The sequence below is a fragment of the Anaeromassilibacillus sp. 1001302B_160321_C8 genome (genome assembly GCF_015554745.1).
GTDB lineage: Bacteria > Bacillota > Clostridia > Oscillospirales > Acutalibacteraceae > Anaeromassilibacillus > Anaeromassilibacillus stercoravium.
This window is the reverse complement of the sequence record NZ_JADNJD010000001.1, coordinates 152,567-168,154: the sequence shown is the minus strand read 5'-3', so window position 1 is coordinate 168,154 and position 15,588 is coordinate 152,567. Positions and strand designations below refer to the sequence as shown.

The 15,588-nt window shown below is 55.2% G+C and carries 9 protein-coding genes and 1 tRNA gene; 8 read left to right on the top strand and 2 right to left on the bottom strand.

Translation table 11 applies throughout. The features are described 5' to 3' along the window. Positions 1-2 precede the first annotated feature (2 nt). The gene (locus I2E77_RS00700; protein WP_195450413.1) at positions 3-3,257 is read left to right on the top strand and encodes a UvrD-helicase domain-containing protein; all 3,255 of its coding nucleotides are present in this window, start codon (positions 3-5) and stop codon (positions 3,255-3,257) included. A gap of 324 nt (positions 3,258-3,581) precedes the next feature. Continuing rightward, positions 3,582-4,001, top strand: coding sequence for an iron chaperone (locus I2E77_RS00695; protein WP_195450412.1), 420 nt, complete (start codon positions 3,582-3,584; stop codon positions 3,999-4,001). Positions 4,002-4,271: 270 nt separating this feature from the next. Here I2E77_RS00695 and I2E77_RS00690 read toward each other — a convergent pair. After that, positions 4,272-4,345: transfer RNA gene (locus tag I2E77_RS00690), tRNA-Gly, on the bottom strand. A gap of 442 nt (positions 4,346-4,787) precedes the next feature. Beyond that, positions 4,788-6,698, bottom strand: coding sequence for a threonine--tRNA ligase (gene thrS, locus I2E77_RS00685; RefSeq protein WP_191521408.1), 1,911 nt, complete (start codon positions 6,696-6,698; stop codon positions 4,788-4,790). Positions 6,699-7,755: 1,057 nt separating this feature from the next. On the opposite strand from thrS, the gene rny reads away from it, so the two are divergent. The 6 genes from rny (at position 7,756) to recG (ending at position 15,492) form a co-directional block, all read left to right on the top strand. Next, complete coding sequence (rny, locus tag I2E77_RS00680; protein WP_237966740.1) at positions 7,756-9,318, top strand: ribonuclease Y; 1,563 nt, start codon at positions 7,756-7,758, stop codon at positions 9,316-9,318. A 59-nt stretch (positions 9,319-9,377) separates the two neighbouring features. Further along, positions 9,378-9,650, top strand: a complete 273-nt coding sequence (locus I2E77_RS00675) for an acylphosphatase (protein WP_087229975.1) — start codon at positions 9,378-9,380, stop codon at positions 9,648-9,650. A gap of 59 nt (positions 9,651-9,709) precedes the next feature. After that, a complete protein-coding gene (locus tag I2E77_RS00670) occupies positions 9,710-10,477 on the top strand; it encodes a TIGR00282 family metallophosphoesterase (protein ID WP_087229973.1) in 768 nt (255 codons plus the stop codon). A gap of 141 nt (positions 10,478-10,618) precedes the next feature. Continuing rightward, positions 10,619-10,879 (top strand): stage V sporulation protein S, encoded by a 261-nt coding sequence (locus I2E77_RS00665; protein ID WP_054323577.1) that lies wholly within the window; start codon positions 10,619-10,621, stop codon positions 10,877-10,879. 245 nt (positions 10,880-11,124) lie between these two features. Continuing rightward, positions 11,125-12,795, top strand: coding sequence for a DAK2 domain-containing protein (locus I2E77_RS00660; RefSeq protein WP_191405350.1), 1,671 nt, complete (start codon positions 11,125-11,127; stop codon positions 12,793-12,795). A 645-nt stretch (positions 12,796-13,440) separates the two neighbouring features. Then, positions 13,441-15,492: an ATP-dependent DNA helicase RecG gene (gene recG, locus I2E77_RS00655; protein WP_279323467.1), complete on the top strand. Its 2,052-nt coding sequence runs from the start codon at positions 13,441-13,443 to the stop codon at positions 15,490-15,492. Positions 15,493-15,588 lie beyond the last annotated feature (96 nt).

The following is a 15,588-nucleotide window of genomic DNA, read 5'->3' as shown; positions in this document are numbered from 1 at the left end:
AGATGTATATTGCAGATTTACATATCCATTCCAAATATTCCCGCGCCACCAGCCGGGAATGTGTCCCCGAATATCTGGACCTCTGGGCAAGGCGCAAAGGTATCGATATCGTCGGCACGGGGGACTTTACGCACCCGGCGTGGCGCGAAGAATTGAACGAAAAGCTGGTTCCCGCGGAAGAAGGGCTCTATACCCTCCGGGAGGAATACCGCCTGCACGACGCCTGTACGGACGGGCTGCGGCGTCCCCGCTTTGTGGTGACGGGCGAAATCAGTTCCATTTACAAAAAGGGCGGCAGGGTCCGCAAGGTACACAACGTCATCCTTCTTCCCAGCTTAGAGGCGGCGGAAACGCTCGCACAAAAGCTGGAGGCGATCGGCAACATTCACTCGGACGGGCGGCCGATTCTGGGCTTAGATTGCCGTGACCTGCTGGAAATCACCTTGGAGGCGTGCCCGGACGCGGTCTTCATCCCGGCGCACATCTGGACGCCGCACTTCTCGCTGTTCGGCGCGTTCTCCGGGTTTGACACCATTGAGGAGTGTTTCGAAGACCTGACGCCCCATATCCACGCCCTGGAAACCGGCCTTTCTTCGGACCCGCCCATGAACTGGCGGCTTTCTGCGCTGGACGCTTACCATCTGGTCTCCAATTCCGACGCGCATTCCCCGTCCAAGCTGGGCAGGGAGGCCAATCTGCTGGATATTTCACTCTCCTACCCCGCCCTTTCCCACGCCCTACAGACCGGGGAAGGGCTTGCGGGGACCATTGAGTTCTTCCCAGAAGAAGGAAAATACCATTACGATGGGCACCGGAACTGCAACCTCTGCCTAAGTCCCGCGGAGGCGGAGCGTTACGGAGGGATATGCCCCGTCTGCGGGCGTAAGCTGACCATCGGTGTGCAGCACCGGGTGGAACAGCTCGCGGACCGGGGCGAGGATGCCCGTGCGCCGGGCGCAAACCCATTCGAAAGCCTCGCCCCTCTGCCGGAGGTAATCGCAGGCTCGACCGGTTTATCGGCCACCGGGAGCAAGGTCGCCGCACAATACGAATCCATGCTGCGGCAGCTCGGCCCGGAATTTCCCATCCTGCGCGAAATCGCGCCGGAGGACATCGAGCGCGTCGCCGGCCCCTGTGTTGCGGAGGGGATTCGCCGCCTACGCGCCGGGAAGGTCGAGCGTTCCCCCGGATACGACGGTGCATATGGAAAAATCCAACTGCTTCGGCCGGACGAAATCGATGCGCTGAACGGGCAGATCAGCTTCTTCCTCGGACAAACGCTCGCGAAAAAAGAACCTGCTAGAAAGCCCCAAAAGCGCGCCGCCGCAAAGGTGGAATCTGCCCCAGCCGAATCCACACCCACCGTCCCTTCTGGTCCCCTCGACGGCCTGAACGAGGAACAGCTTGCCGCTGTAACCGCGCCGGAACGCGCGGTATCGGTGATCGCTGGGCCAGGCACGGGAAAAACCAAGACACTCGTCTCGCGCATCGCCTATCTCATCCAGAACCGCGGCGTCAAGCCTTCGGAAATCACCGCTGTAACCTTCACGAACAAGGCCGCCGTGGAAATGCGCGAACGCCTGGAAAAGCAGCTCGGCGGCAAACGTGCGGTCCGCGCCATGACCATCGGCACGTTCCACGCCATTTGCCTCCAGCTTTTGACTGAACACACGCAGGGCGTCAATCTGCTGGACGAATACGAAGCGCGGGAAATTGCGGACGAAATCGGCAAAGCGCACGCCTGCAAGCTCTCCCCCTCTGCCTTCCTGCAAGAGGTCTCCCGCCGGAAAAACGGGTTGGAACCATCGGAAAGCGCGCTCTCTTCCGAGGCATTCGACGCGTATCAGGAGCGCTTGCACACGGCGAATGTCCTGGACTTTGACGATCTTCTCCTACAAGCCGTTGCGATGGCAGAAGCGGAGACGGAAAAAAACGCCAAATGGGCCAAACGGTTCCACTATCTTCTCGTGGACGAATTTCAAGACATCAACGCCCTGCAATTCCGGTTGGTGCAGGCGTGGAACCGAAACGGAAAAAGCCTGTTTGTGATCGGCGACCCGGACCAGTCCATCTATGGATTCCGCGGGTCGGACGCCCATTGCTTTGCCCGCCTGGAAGAGAGCTTCCCGGCTATGCGCTCCATCCATCTATTGAAAAACTACCGTTCCACGCCGGAGATTCTGCGCTGCGCGCTCCCGGTCATCTCGGAAAACGAAGGATCGCAGCGGCTTTTGGAGGCACAGCACCCCAGCGGAGCGCTTGTGCGCTGTGTCACGGCGGAGAGCGACCTGTCCGAGGGGATTTACATCGCCAAGGAGATCAACCGCATGGTGGGTGGCATCGATATGCTGGACAGCGACGCCGGGTTCTCCCATGCGGAGGATGCGCCGCCGCGCAGTTTCTCCGACATCGCCGTTTTATACCGTACCCACCGGCAGGCCGACCTGGTGGAAAAATGCCTCCGCCGGGAGGGGATTCCCTGTGTAATCGCCGGGCGCGACGACTTCTTGGCGGATGACGCCGTGCGTGGAGCTGTAAGCTTTTTCCACTTTCTGTTGGATGTGCAAAACGATCCCGCCCTGCGCGCCTGTTTAAAGCTCGTTTGGAACTGTCCCGCGGACTTAATCGGCAGCCTTGCACAATTTTTTGCGCAGGCGGCAAGTGGGAATCCTTCCCAGGAAGCCTTGGACGCCGCTGCAACCGAATACGCGGATGTGGCGGTCCTACAGCCCTTCTTTGCGCAGGTGGAGGAATTCCGGCAGCGCGTGGGAAAGGAAAAGCCGCGCAAGCTCTTGGATGCATGGGCCAAAGCGCAGGGACTCACCGCCTCAGAACCTTTCCAGCGCCTGCTGAACACAGCGGTATTCCACAAAGACATGGCCTCTTTCCTGCAAAACTTACTTCTCGGCCAGGAAAGCGACTTGATGCGAAGCGCAACCGGAAAACTCTACGAAGCGGGCGCGGTCACCCTGATGACCCTGCACGGTTCTAAGGGCTTGGAATTCCCCGTGGTTTTCCTCGCCGGCGTCCGACAGGGAAAAATTCCGCTGGAATCTCCCAAGCATCCGGCAAATGTGGAGGAAGAACGCCGCCTATTTTACGTAGGGATGACCCGCGCGCAGGAGGAATTGATCCTGTTGACCTCAAACGAGCCCTCCTGCTTTTTGGATGCGATCCCGGCGGACTGCCTGCATAAGACTACCACCGGAGGAAAAAAGCGCGCTTCGGAGATGAAGCAGTTGAGCTTGTTTGATTGATTCCCATCCGGGTCATTTGGCTTGTAATATGTTTTTTATTAGAAACGGATTTTCGATCGAACTTGAAAGCGCTCCCCATTGCAAAAGGCAATGGGGAGCGCTTTTTCTTTATCTGTTGGAAACAGCGGATTCCAGCGGGCCGTACTTGGGATAACAGCAATTGTCGGGCCGACTATATGAATTTCCATGGCAGCTTGCCAAAAAATACGATCTGAAATGCGTTTCTAGGGCGAAAATGGGAACCCTATCTTCCATGTGGCTTCCTACAAAATCGCTGTGGAAAGCCCAAAACGAGGTCTACTTTATTGGATTGGGGGTAAGGGATTGGAGCCATTCGCCGAATATTTGGAACGAGTGGAAAATCCGCAGTACCGGGATAGGCTACAGAATATATTCCACTGGATTACCGCCACGTTCCCCACACTGAGGCCCAAAATTGCTTGGAACCAGCCGATGTTTACCGACCACGGTACGTTCATCATCGGTTTCAGCGTTGCCAAAAAGCATCTGGCCGTCGCCCCAGAACGGGCGGGCATCGAGCGTTTTTCGGATGACATCCTACAGGCCGGCTATACGCACAGCAAAGAAATTATCCGCATCGGATGGGCACAGCCGGTGGACTTCCCCCTGCTGGAACGGATGATCCGCTTTAATCTGGAAGAGAAGGCAAACTGCCAAACCTTTTGGCGGAAAGAGCATCTCCTCACGGAGGAACTGCCGGATCACGCAACCGAGAGGCACTGATCCGAAAGACCACTCCTCCACAAATACGCACAGGAGGCCCTAAATGAATGCCCCTGTTGCGTATCCCCTAACGCGCCACAGGCTTTATATGAAAAACCTTGCATCCTTCCTATCGGGCATAAGAATTATACATCCCAGTTTGTGGAGTGTGCTATGCAAAAACAGCAACTTGCCGTTGGGAAATGTTAACAAAAAATACCCGCGATAAACGCGGGCTGAAACGCTTCAAATAGAGAAAACCTGCGGTGCGCGACTTGCTCACCGCAGGTTTGGAGCGGCTGATGGGAGTCGAACCCACCTCCGAAGCTTGGGAAGCTTCTATTCTACCGATGAACTACAGCCGCGTAAATACATCTTCTATTTGTGTAGCTTTATTATTTTACCATAAACTTGCCGCAGTTGCAAGCCTCTTTTTGCAGAAAAAATTCTTTTTCATTTCCGTAATCATTACTTTACATAATCTTTACATTTCTCCCCCTCTCCCATTCTGCAAGAATTATAGTATTCCACATTTTCCACTAAGTTTTCCACATGAACGGGCGGCATTTTCCCCTATTTCCTCCTACTTTTCCACCACCTTATAAAATCGAGCTGTGCAATTCCGTGGAAAAATCGCAAAAAAATTACTTTACATAATTTTTGAGACAAAATGCGAACCTTTCCTGAAAGCACACAAAAGGCGCTGGGAAACCCATCCATAAAAACATGTTATGGTTGGGTAAAATCCCAGCGCCTTTTAGCTTTGCCAATATTTAATTTTTGCGGAAAGGTTGGCCTACGAATGCATCAATCGCGGGCTTTCTCCGCCACTTCCCGCTGTGCCTTTTCAATGAAGGATTCCAGCGTCATCGCGCCCAAATCGCCGTCCTTGCGGCTGCGCACGGAGAGATTCCCCTCTTCCATTTCCTTATCGCCCACGACGAGCATATAGGGAATCTTGTGGAGCTGCGCCTCGCGGATCTTATAGCCGATCTTCTCGCTGCGCAGGTCGTTTTCTACGCGCAGCCCTGCATCCGTGAGGGCCTTTTCCAACTTCGCGGCATACTCGTGATGGCGCTCTGCGATCGGCAGAATCTTCACCTGTACCGGCGCCAGCCACATCGGGAACGCACCGGCAAAGTGCTCGGTCAGGATGCCGATGAAGCGCTCGATGCTGCCGAACACCACGCGGTGAATCATGATCGGGCGGTGCTTTGCACCGTCTGCACCGGTGTACTCCAATTCGAAGCGCTCCGGCAGCTGGAAGTCCAGCTGGATGGTGCCGCACTGCCAGGTACGGCCAAGGCAGTCGGTCAGATGGAAGTCCAGCTTCGGGCCATAGAATGCGCCGTCGCCCTCGTTGACCTCATAGTCATAGCCCAGTTCGCTGATCGCATCGCGCAGGGCGTCGGTCGCCGTGTTCCAATCCTCCAAGGCGCCCATGTGGTCCTCCGGCATGGTGGACAATTCGATATGATATTTGAACCCAAAGGTGCTGTACACCTTGTCGATCAGGCGCACAACGCCTTTGATCTCATCTTTGATCTGCTCCGGCGTCATAAAGATGTGGGCGTCGTCCTGCGTAAAGCAGCGTACGCGCATCAGGCCGTGGAGCGCTCCGGAGAGCTCATGGCGGTGCACCAAACCCAACTCGCCGATGCGGAGGGGCAGGTCGCGGTAGGAGTGCAGCTTTGTCTTATAGACCAAAATCCCGCCCGGGCAGTTCATCGGCTTAATCGCGTAATCCTCGTCGTCAATTACAGTGGTATACATATTCTGCTGGTAGTGATCCCAGTGGCCGCTGCGCTCCCAGAGCTTCCGGCTCAGGATGATCGGCGTAGAGATCTCCTGGTATCCCGCCTCGCGGTGAATCTCACGCCAATAGTCGATCAGCAGGTTTTTCAGCACCATGCCCTTTGGCAGGAAGAACGGGAATCCGGGCCCCTCTTCCATGATGGTGAAGAGCTCCAGATCCTTGCCAATCTTGCGGTGGTCGCGCTTTTTCGCCTCTTCCAGCATCGTGACGTATTCGTCCAGCTGGGACGCCTTCGGGAAGGAGATGCCATACACGCGCTGCAACATCTTGTTGTTCGCGTCCGCACGCCAATAAGCGCCCGTGCAGTTCAACAGCTTGACCGCCTTGACGCAGCCGGTGGACATCAGATGCGGGCCGGCGCAGAGGTCTGTAAAATCGCCCTGCTTGTAGAAGCTGATCTTCTCGCCCTTGCCGGAGTGTTCTTCGATCAATTCCACTTTATAGACCTGGTTGTTCTTCGCCATCATGTCCTTGGCTTCGTCCGGGTCAAGCTCAAATTTTTCCAGCGGAAGGTCCTGCTTGATGATTTTCTTCATCTCCGCCTCGATCTTTTCGAGGTCTTCCGGCGTGAGGGTACGCGGCAGGTCCATGTCATAATAGAATCCATTTTCAATGGCCGGGCCGATGGCAAACACTGCGTCCGGGAACAAATGCTGAACCGCCTGCGCCATGATGTGGGAGGTGGTGTGCCAATAGGCATGTTTCCCTTCGGCCGTATCAAAGGTTAGGATCTCGACGGAGCAGTCCTTCGTCACAGGGGTGCGCAGGTCCACAGCCTCCCCGTCGATTTTGCCGGCGCAAGCGGCCTTATACAGGCCCGCGCCGATGGATTTTGCAATTTCAGCGATGGTTGTGCCGGCCTCATACTCCCGCACATCGCCTTTGAGCGTTACTTTTACCATATTCTCGTCTCCTTTTTCAATTTCAACAAACAAAAAACCCGCCCCTTCTCAACAAAGGGGCGGGTTGTATAACCCACGGTTCCACCCTGATTCGACAGGAATCCTGTCCTTTCAGCGGCCTATAACGCGGCCATACGGCACGCCTTCTGCACAACGCGTTCGGCGCACGCTCCGAGGTGGTGGCCTTTGCAAATCCCGCCTGCCGCCCGCGCTTCCAGCTACTGCGCGTGCTCTCTGTTGCTGGGGATTTACGGCGTCCTCATCAACGCTTTCAACCTTTTGATCTGGTTTTATCTTATCATTCCCCCCACTGGTTGTCAAGCGGGATTTTTCTTGTGATTGTTTCAAAGCATTCCATCACATTTTATTCATAATTTATACATATTGACATCAAAATTCTTGACATCCGGGTATATATCGTAATACAATTATAACCGTGATGATTGTTTCACAGTGGATGCATTGCATCCGTAGTTTCCAAGATTTTAATTTCAAATGCAGGGTGATCGGGAATCCCGGCCACCCCATGGGGAAACGCTGAAGGAACTCGCTTTATATCAACACCGGCAAATGTTCGGCCGGATCTGTGTTAAAAATACTTTTGCTTTGTGCATGTTTGGGAAACCAATCCATATGGGAAGCAGGACCCGCTGGCGCAGTTTTTTTAGGTTGTTTGCTGCTCGGCGGTCTTTTTTCTCGGCTTTATTTATCTTGAATAACGTTTCGAACATGCCCCAGGCGTATCCGGGAAGTGTGCCAGCGGCAGAGCGTGCCTTTTCATAAATGTTGCCGCCACCTCCCATAGGGAACCGTATTTTTGCGCTTTTCCATATCGAAAGGAAGGAATCCCTGTATCCAACTACGCCCAATTGCAGGCAAAGATTCCCGGTCCTGTTTATTAAGGAAGGGCAGGCCGTAGGTTTCTTTGCGCGTTTGCGCCGTATTGGAAGGAAGCATAAAGCCCTCCCCGATGGGCTGCCACCGGATCGGTTGATCTGCGCGGTTCTGGTTCAGTGCCCCCTTGAATCAAATGGAAAACAAGGAGGTGCCAACAGAATTGTATCAAATTTCACTCCCCGTATGTATTGTCATTGCGCTGGTATGCGCTGTGATTAGTGCGGCAATTGCCTTTTTTGCTGGCGTTGCGCACCGCAAGAAGACCGCAGAATTTGCGATTCACTCCGCGGAAGACGAGGCCAAACGCATTGTGAGCGAGGCGATCAAGACCGCAGAGGCAAAGAAAAAAGAGGCTGTTCTCGAAGGTAAGGACGAGATTCACCGGCAGCGCACCGAGGCGGAAAAAGAGCTAAACGACCGCCGCAAGGAAGTCCAGCGCCAGGAACGCCGCATTCAGCAAAAGGAAGAAACCCTGGACAAGAAAATCGAGAGCTTAGAGGCTAAGGACGAAATCCTAAACAACAAAAATAAGCAGGCCGACGAGCGGTTGGCCGAGGCGGAAGCGGTAAAGAAGAGCCAGTTTGAAATGCTGGAACGTATTTCCGGTTTCACCGTTGAGCAGGCCAAGGACTATTTGATGAAAAACCTGGAAGATGAGCTGACGCACGAGAAGGCGGTCAAACTCATGGAGTTTGAACAGCAGACACGCGAGGATGCAGAGGCGTCCGCCCGCGAGATCATCTCCATGGCGATTCAGCGCTGTGCCGCCGACCATGTGGCCGAAGCCACCATTTCGGTGGTGCCGCTGCCCAACGATGAGATGAAGGGCCGCATCATCGGTCGCGAGGGCCGCAATATCCGGGCCATCGAAACCCTGACCGGCGTCGACCTCATCATCGACGATACGCCGGAGGCCATCACGCTCTCCAGCTTTGAGCCGGTGCGCCGCGAAGTGGCGCGTATCGCACTGGAAAAGCTCATTGCGGACGGCCGTATCCATCCGGCGCGCATCGAAGAGATGATCGAGAAGGCGCGCCGCGAGGTGGACGCCACGATCAAACAGGAGGGCGAGCGCGCGGTCATCGAAGCCGGCGTCAATGGCATCCATCCCGAGTTGGTCAAATTGCTCGGCCGTCTGCGCTACCGCACCAGCTATGGCCAGAATGTCCTGAACCACTCCTTGGAGGTCGCCTACCTCTCCGGCGTGATTGCCTCGGAGTTGGGGCTTGATCCCACAATCGCACGCCGCGCCGGTCTGTTGCACGACATCGGCAAGGCGCTCGACCACGAAATCGAGGGTTCCCATGTGGACATCGGCGTCGATGTGGCGCGCAAATATAAAGAGAGCGAGACGGTTATCCACGCAATTCAAGCACACCACGGCGATGTGGAGGCCAAGACGGTCATTGCCTGCATTGTACAGGCCGCGGATGCCATTTCCGCCGCAAGGCCGGGCGCGCGGCGTGAAAATCTGGAAAATTACATCAAACGTCTGGAGAAACTGGAAGAGGTGGCTTCTTCCTTCGAAGGGGTCGAGCGCTGCTATGCGATCCAGGCAGGCCGCGAGATCCGCATCATGGTGAAGCCGGATGTCATCTCCGACGATAAAATGGTCCTACTTGCGCGGGATATCTGTAAAAAGATTGAGAGCGACCTCGAATATCCAGGCCAGATTAAGGTCAACATTATTCGTGAAAGCCGCGCGATTGAATACGCAAAATAAGAATTCCAAGGGCGGGCAGCAATGCCCGCTCTTTTCATACCAAAGGAGGAGGCTTTCAAATGCCGCGCTATAGGATGGTCGTCCACGGGCGCGTACAGGGCGTAGGGTTCCGTTGGACATGCCTGCAAAACGCCAAGAAAAACGGCCTGACCGGTTGGGTCCGCAATCGGGCCGACGGCGCTGTCGAATTGGAGGCGCAGGGGCCGGACGAGGCGGTGGCGGCCTTTTCCGCTGGGATCCGCCGCGGAAATGGATACAGCTTCATCGACCACATCGAAATGCGGTCGGTCGCTGAAAAGCCATCGGAATCCGCATTCCATGTGCTCTATTAGTATTTTTCCTTCGATGAACCAAAAATCTGAACAAAGAACCACTCTGGGAGGCAACTGCTATGAATATTCTCGCGATTGGCGATGTTGTGGGCAGCATCGGCTGCAAATTTTTACGGGCACATTTGCCCCAACTGAAAAAGGTTAAGGGGGTGGACCTCGTCATTGCAAACGGAGAAAACTCCGCCGATGGGAACGGGATTACGCCCACCTCCGCCCGCTTTCTGTTTGACAGCGGCGTGGATGTGATTACCGCTGGGAACCACACCTTCCGCCGCAAGGAATCCTATGAACTCTTTGATTCCTGTGAGACGCTCCTGCGCCCGGCCAATTTCCCTTCCCTTGCTCCTGGCCGTGGTTTCTGTGTTGTGGATATGGGGCGCATCCAAGTGGGCGTCCTCAACCTGATGGGGGTCGTCTACATGGAAAGCATGGATTCTCCTTTCGACGTTGCGGACCGCATCCTTGCGGAAGGAGTCCCAAAGATCACGCTGGTCGATATGCACGCGGAAGCCACTGGGGAGAAGCGCTCCCTCGCCTATTATCTGGACGGGCGCGTCTCCGCTGTCTTTGGCACGCATACGCACGTCCAAACAGCAGACGAAGGTATTTTAGACAACGGCACCGGCTATATCTCCGACCTGGGGATGACCGGACCGAAGCGTTCCGTGCTCGGCGTGAAGCCGGAGCTTGTCATCCAAAAAATGCGCACAAAGATGCCGGTGCGTTTCGATCTTGCAGATGGCGCTTGTCAAATGGGGTGCGTTCTTTTTACAATTGACGAAAAAACGGGCAAAACCACGGCAATAGAACGCCTTCTAATCGAATAAATACTGGAAATCGCAAAAAGAATTGCTAGTTATTCCTCTTTTCCGCTTGAAACTTTGTACAAAATGTTTTATCATAAAGGGGGAAAAACCTGCGATGGTTTCGTAAATTTCCAATACAAGGGACGTTGGAGGGATGGCTTTATGGAACCTTTAAAAGTGTCGTCAAAGTCCGCACCGAACGCAGTGGCCGGCGCAATCGCCGGAGTCATCCGTGAGTCTGGAAGCGCAGAACTGCAAGCCGTGGGTGCAGGCGCTGCAAATCAGGCGATTAAAGCGGTTGCCATTGCCCGCGGATATCTCGCCCCTGCCGGGATCGATCTCGTATGTATCCCGGCGTTCGCCAGTGTTGTAATCGATGGCGAAGAACGCACGGCTATCCGCTTAATTGTGGAGCAAAGATGATGAAAAAAGGGTTCCCGCGCGGGCCGACCTGCCAGAGATATGCGGCTGGTCTTCCGTGCGGGACCCTTTTTTGCGGGTTCTATCCGCTTGTTCGCCTATCTTCGCTTTTTTATGGCAATAATATCGATTGAATCCCAGTGGGGAATATGGTATAATATGCAATAAAATCCCTAAAGTAACGAGTAGAAAATTAAGCAAAGAAACACAGCCGTGGCTATAAAAATATTACCGAGGGAGTGTTCGAAGTGATCAATGGAACCGAATTGCGGGATGCCATCATTTCTGGCGCCAACAATATTGCAAAGCATAAAACCTCTGTAGACGAGTTAAATATTTTTCCTGTCCCGGACGGCGATACCGGGACGAATATGAGCATGACGATGGGCGCCGCCGCGCGGGATTTGGAAAATGCACAGGGTGGCATTGGCGAAATTGCGCACAAAGCGGCTTCCGCCCTTTTGCGTGGGGCCAGAGGGAATTCCGGCGTAATCCTCTCCCTCCTGTTCCGCGGTTTTTCAAAAGGGATAGAGGGCTGCGAAGAAATCGATGGCACAGAACTGGCAAATGCGCTTGGTATCGGTGTGGAAGCTGCCTACAAAGCCGTTATGAAGCCGACCGAGGGGACCATTCTGACGGTTTCCCGTGTAGCCTATGAAAAAGGCAAAGCGGCCGCCGAGATCGACAACGACCCGGTCTATGTGTGGAGTGCCATCTGCAAGGGAGCTGCCGAAGCATTGGAGGAAACACCGGAGCTGCTGCCCGTCTTGAAGAAGGCCGGCGTGGTGGATGCCGGCGGCAAGGGTTTGTGCCACATCTTTGACGGTATGATGTCCGTCTTTAAAGATCACAAAATAATCGTGAACGAAGCCCCGGCGGACGTTTCCAACTTGAGTGCAGACGAATTTTTCCGCAATGCTGCGGCGGAATTCGATCAGGAGATCCATTTCACCTATTGCACCGAATTTATTGTGGGACGCGACCCGGATTGCGAAAAAGATCCGCAGGAGCTTCGCCAGTATCTGGAAGGGATCGGCGACTGTGTAGTTGTTGTGGACGATGAAGAGATCATCAAAGTGCATGTGCATACGGAAGAGCCCGGCAATGCGCTTCAAGCGGCGCTTGTATTTGGCCAGCTTCTTACCGTTAAGATCGAGAATATGAAAGAGCAGCACCGCAAGGCGGCGGAAGCCAACGAAGCGGCAAAAGCAAAAGCGGCTGCGGAAAAGGAACCGCTATCCCCGGCGGAACCCACGGAGGAAATCGGATTTGTATCCGTTGCAGTGGGCGAAGGCCTCAAGACGCTCTTCACCGATCTGGGCTGCACCCACGTGGTGAGCGGCGGCCAGACGATGAATCCCAGCACGAACGACATTCTGGAAGCGGTGCTGGCGACCCCGGCAAAGACCGTCATGGTTCTTCCGAACAATAAGAACATCATTATGGCGGCAGAGCAGACGGTACCGCTTGTGAAGGACCGCAAGGTGATCGTCCTTCCGACGCGCACCATCCCGCAGGGGCTTTCTGCGATGCTGGCCTATGACCCGGACGTTTCCACAGAGCAAAACGCCGTTACCATGATGGAAGCCGCTGGAAACGTGGCAACTGGAACCGTAACGTTCGCGGCGCGCGATTCGGAATATAACGGGCATAAGATTCACGAGGGAGACATCCTCGGCCTGCGCAACGGCAAAATGGAACTGGTGGAGAAGGACATCATCCACACATGCAGCAAATTGACCCGCTCCATGGTGAACCGCAGCACGTCCTTTATCACCATCATCTATGGTGAGGAGATCACAGAAGCCCAGGCAAACGATGCATATAACCGGATCAAGTCCAAAATCAGCAACGACATCGAGGTCACTTTGGTTAACGGCGGCCAGCCCGTCTATTACTTCATCATCTCCGTCGAATAACCAAGCTGAGCTTGGAGGCAGACAGCCGGCGCGTACCTTGCTGCTGGAAAGAACCCCTGTGTTCGCCGGACAGAAAGTACCCGCTCCCGGAGGGCCGAAAATTCAAAGCCATCTAATGCATGAACCGGTGGTTTCTTTCTGCGTTTAACCATCTCCCACTGCTGAGCTTGGAGGCAAACAGCCGGCGCGTATCTTGCTGCTGAAAAGGAGCCCGGTGTTCGCCGGACAGAAAGCGCCCGCTCCCGGAGGGCCGAAAATTCAAAGCCATCTAATGCATGAATCGGTGGTTTCTTCCTGTGTTTAACCATCTCCTATTGCTGCGCTTGGAGGCAGACAGCCGGCGCGTGCCTTGTTGCTGAAAAGAACCCCTGTGTTCGCCGGACAGAAAGCACCCGCTCCCGGAGGGCCGAAAATTCAAAGCCATCTAATGCATGAACCGGTGGTTTCTTTCTGCGTTTAACCATCTCTCATTGCTGCGCTTGGAGGCAAACATGGCCGGCGCGTACCTTACTGCTCAAAAGAAGTCCTGTGTTCGCCGGACAGAAAGCACCCGCTCCCGGGATGCTGAAAACGCCAGATTTACGAATTCATAAAGAATATGTGTGTTTCAAAAGCCGGAGAAATCCGGCTTTTGTTGATTCTAGGATGGTAAGGAAGGTGGAAAGCATGTCTTTGTTTTCTATGCCGATTCAAGAATTGAAGGGTGTGGGGCCAAAGCGCGCCAAGCTGTTTGAAAGAATCGGCGCTCCCAGCGTAGGCGCTTTGCTGCGCCTCTATCCGCGCGCCTATCAAGATATGACCGCCCCCTATCCCATCCGGCAAGCTCCGCTAAACGAGCCCTGTGCCATACGGGCAACGCTGTACCGCCCGCCCACGGAAACACGGGTCCGCGGCGGGATGCTTCTTTGTAAATGCCGGGTGACCGATGGAGAAAGCGATCTGGAAATCACATTCTTTAACAATCCTTACGTCAAAGACCGCTTGATCGAGGGAGAATCGTATCTATTTTATGGGAAGGTATCCGCGAATTTTTTGAAACGCGAAATGCTGTCCCCGGAATTCTATCCAGAAGCGAGCTGCCCCGCGATCATCCCCATCTACCGGCAGACGCAGGGGCTCAGTTCCCGAATGATCGCCAACGCTGTCAAAAATGCGTTTTTGCTCCTCCCGCGGGATCTGCGCGACCCCATCCCGGAACCGCTGCGAAGGCAGCAACAGCTTTGGCCGCTCCGGGATGCCTTGGAGACGGTCCACTTCCCCCGCACGATGGACGGCCTTCGAAGCGCACGCCGCCGTATGATCTTTGAGGAACTGCTGGTGCTTCAATTGGGGCTTCTGCGCATGAAAAGCCGGAAACGCGGAGAAAGCCCCCTGCGCTTGACAAAGGACTGCACCGAAGAATTCTACCGCCTCCTGCCCTTCACACCCACAAATGCGCAAAAACGCGCTGTACGGGAGGCAATGACGGACATGATGGGGGGCAGCCCCATGAACCGTCTGGTTCAGGGGGACGTGGGCTCCGGCAAGACCGCCGTGGCCGCTGCGCTGTGCTACAATGTGATCGAAAATGGCATGCAGGCCGCGCTGATGGCGCCCACGGAAATCCTCGCGCGGCAGCACTATGCGACCCTCTCCGCCATTCTCGCGCCAACCGGCATCCCCATTGCGCTGTTAACCGGTTCCCTAGCCGCTGGCAAAAAGAAAAAGCTGGCGGAACAGCTCCAATCCGGCGAGATCCGCCTGGTAATCGGCACGCACGCGTTGCTCTCCGAGGGCGTTGCATTCCAAAACTTGGGCCTTGTCGTCACGGACGAACAACACCGCTTCGGCGTGGCGCAGCGCGCAACGCTTTCCTCCAAGGGGAATAATCCCCATCTGCTGGTCATGAGCGCAACCCCCATCCCCCGCACGCTTGCACTGATGATCTACGGCGATCTCGATCTCTCAGTCCTGGATGAACTTCCTCCCGGCCGCCAGAAGATCGAAACCTATGCCATTGACAGTTCCAAACGCATGCGCGCTTTCCGCTATATGCAGAAGCACATCGATCAGGGGTTGCAATGCTACATCATCTGCCCCACCATCGAAGAGGGCGAAAACGACATGGCAGCGGTTACGCAGTATGCGGAAAGGCTGCGCACGGAATGGATGCCCGGCAACCGCATTGGCATACTGCACGGCCGTATGAAGGCCAAGGAAAAGGAAGCGGTGATGACGGATTTCGCCGCTGGACAGTTGGACATTCTGGTTTCCACCACGGTGGTGGAGGTGGGCGTGGATGTGCCGAATGCGGTCGTGATGCTGATCGAGAACGCCGAACGGTATGGCCTGTCGCAATTGCATCAGCTCCGCGGGCGCGTCGGGCGCGGTACCCACCGTTCGACCTGTATTTTACTCTCCGACGCGCAAAATGAAGAGGCCCTCACGCGCTTACAGGTGATGTGCCGCACCTCCAATGGATTTGAGATCGCCGATGAAGACCTCCGTCTGCGCGGCCCGGGCGATTTCTTCGGTTCCCGGCAACACGGCTTGCCCGACCTGAAAATTGCAGATATGGCGCAGGACATGGAGATCTTAAAACAGGCGCAGCAGGCAGCCCACACGATTTTGACACAGGATTTCGCATTGGAGCAGCCGGAACATCGCGGCTTGCGTGCGGAGGTCAACCAACTCTTCCAGACGCTGGTAGGCGGTTAAGCGAACTCCATTGCGCTTCCATCGGCCATTCCCGCAGTTTTTATCCATGAAAACGCAATCCCCAGGGATCCATCCATCAGGACTCCTGGGGATTTT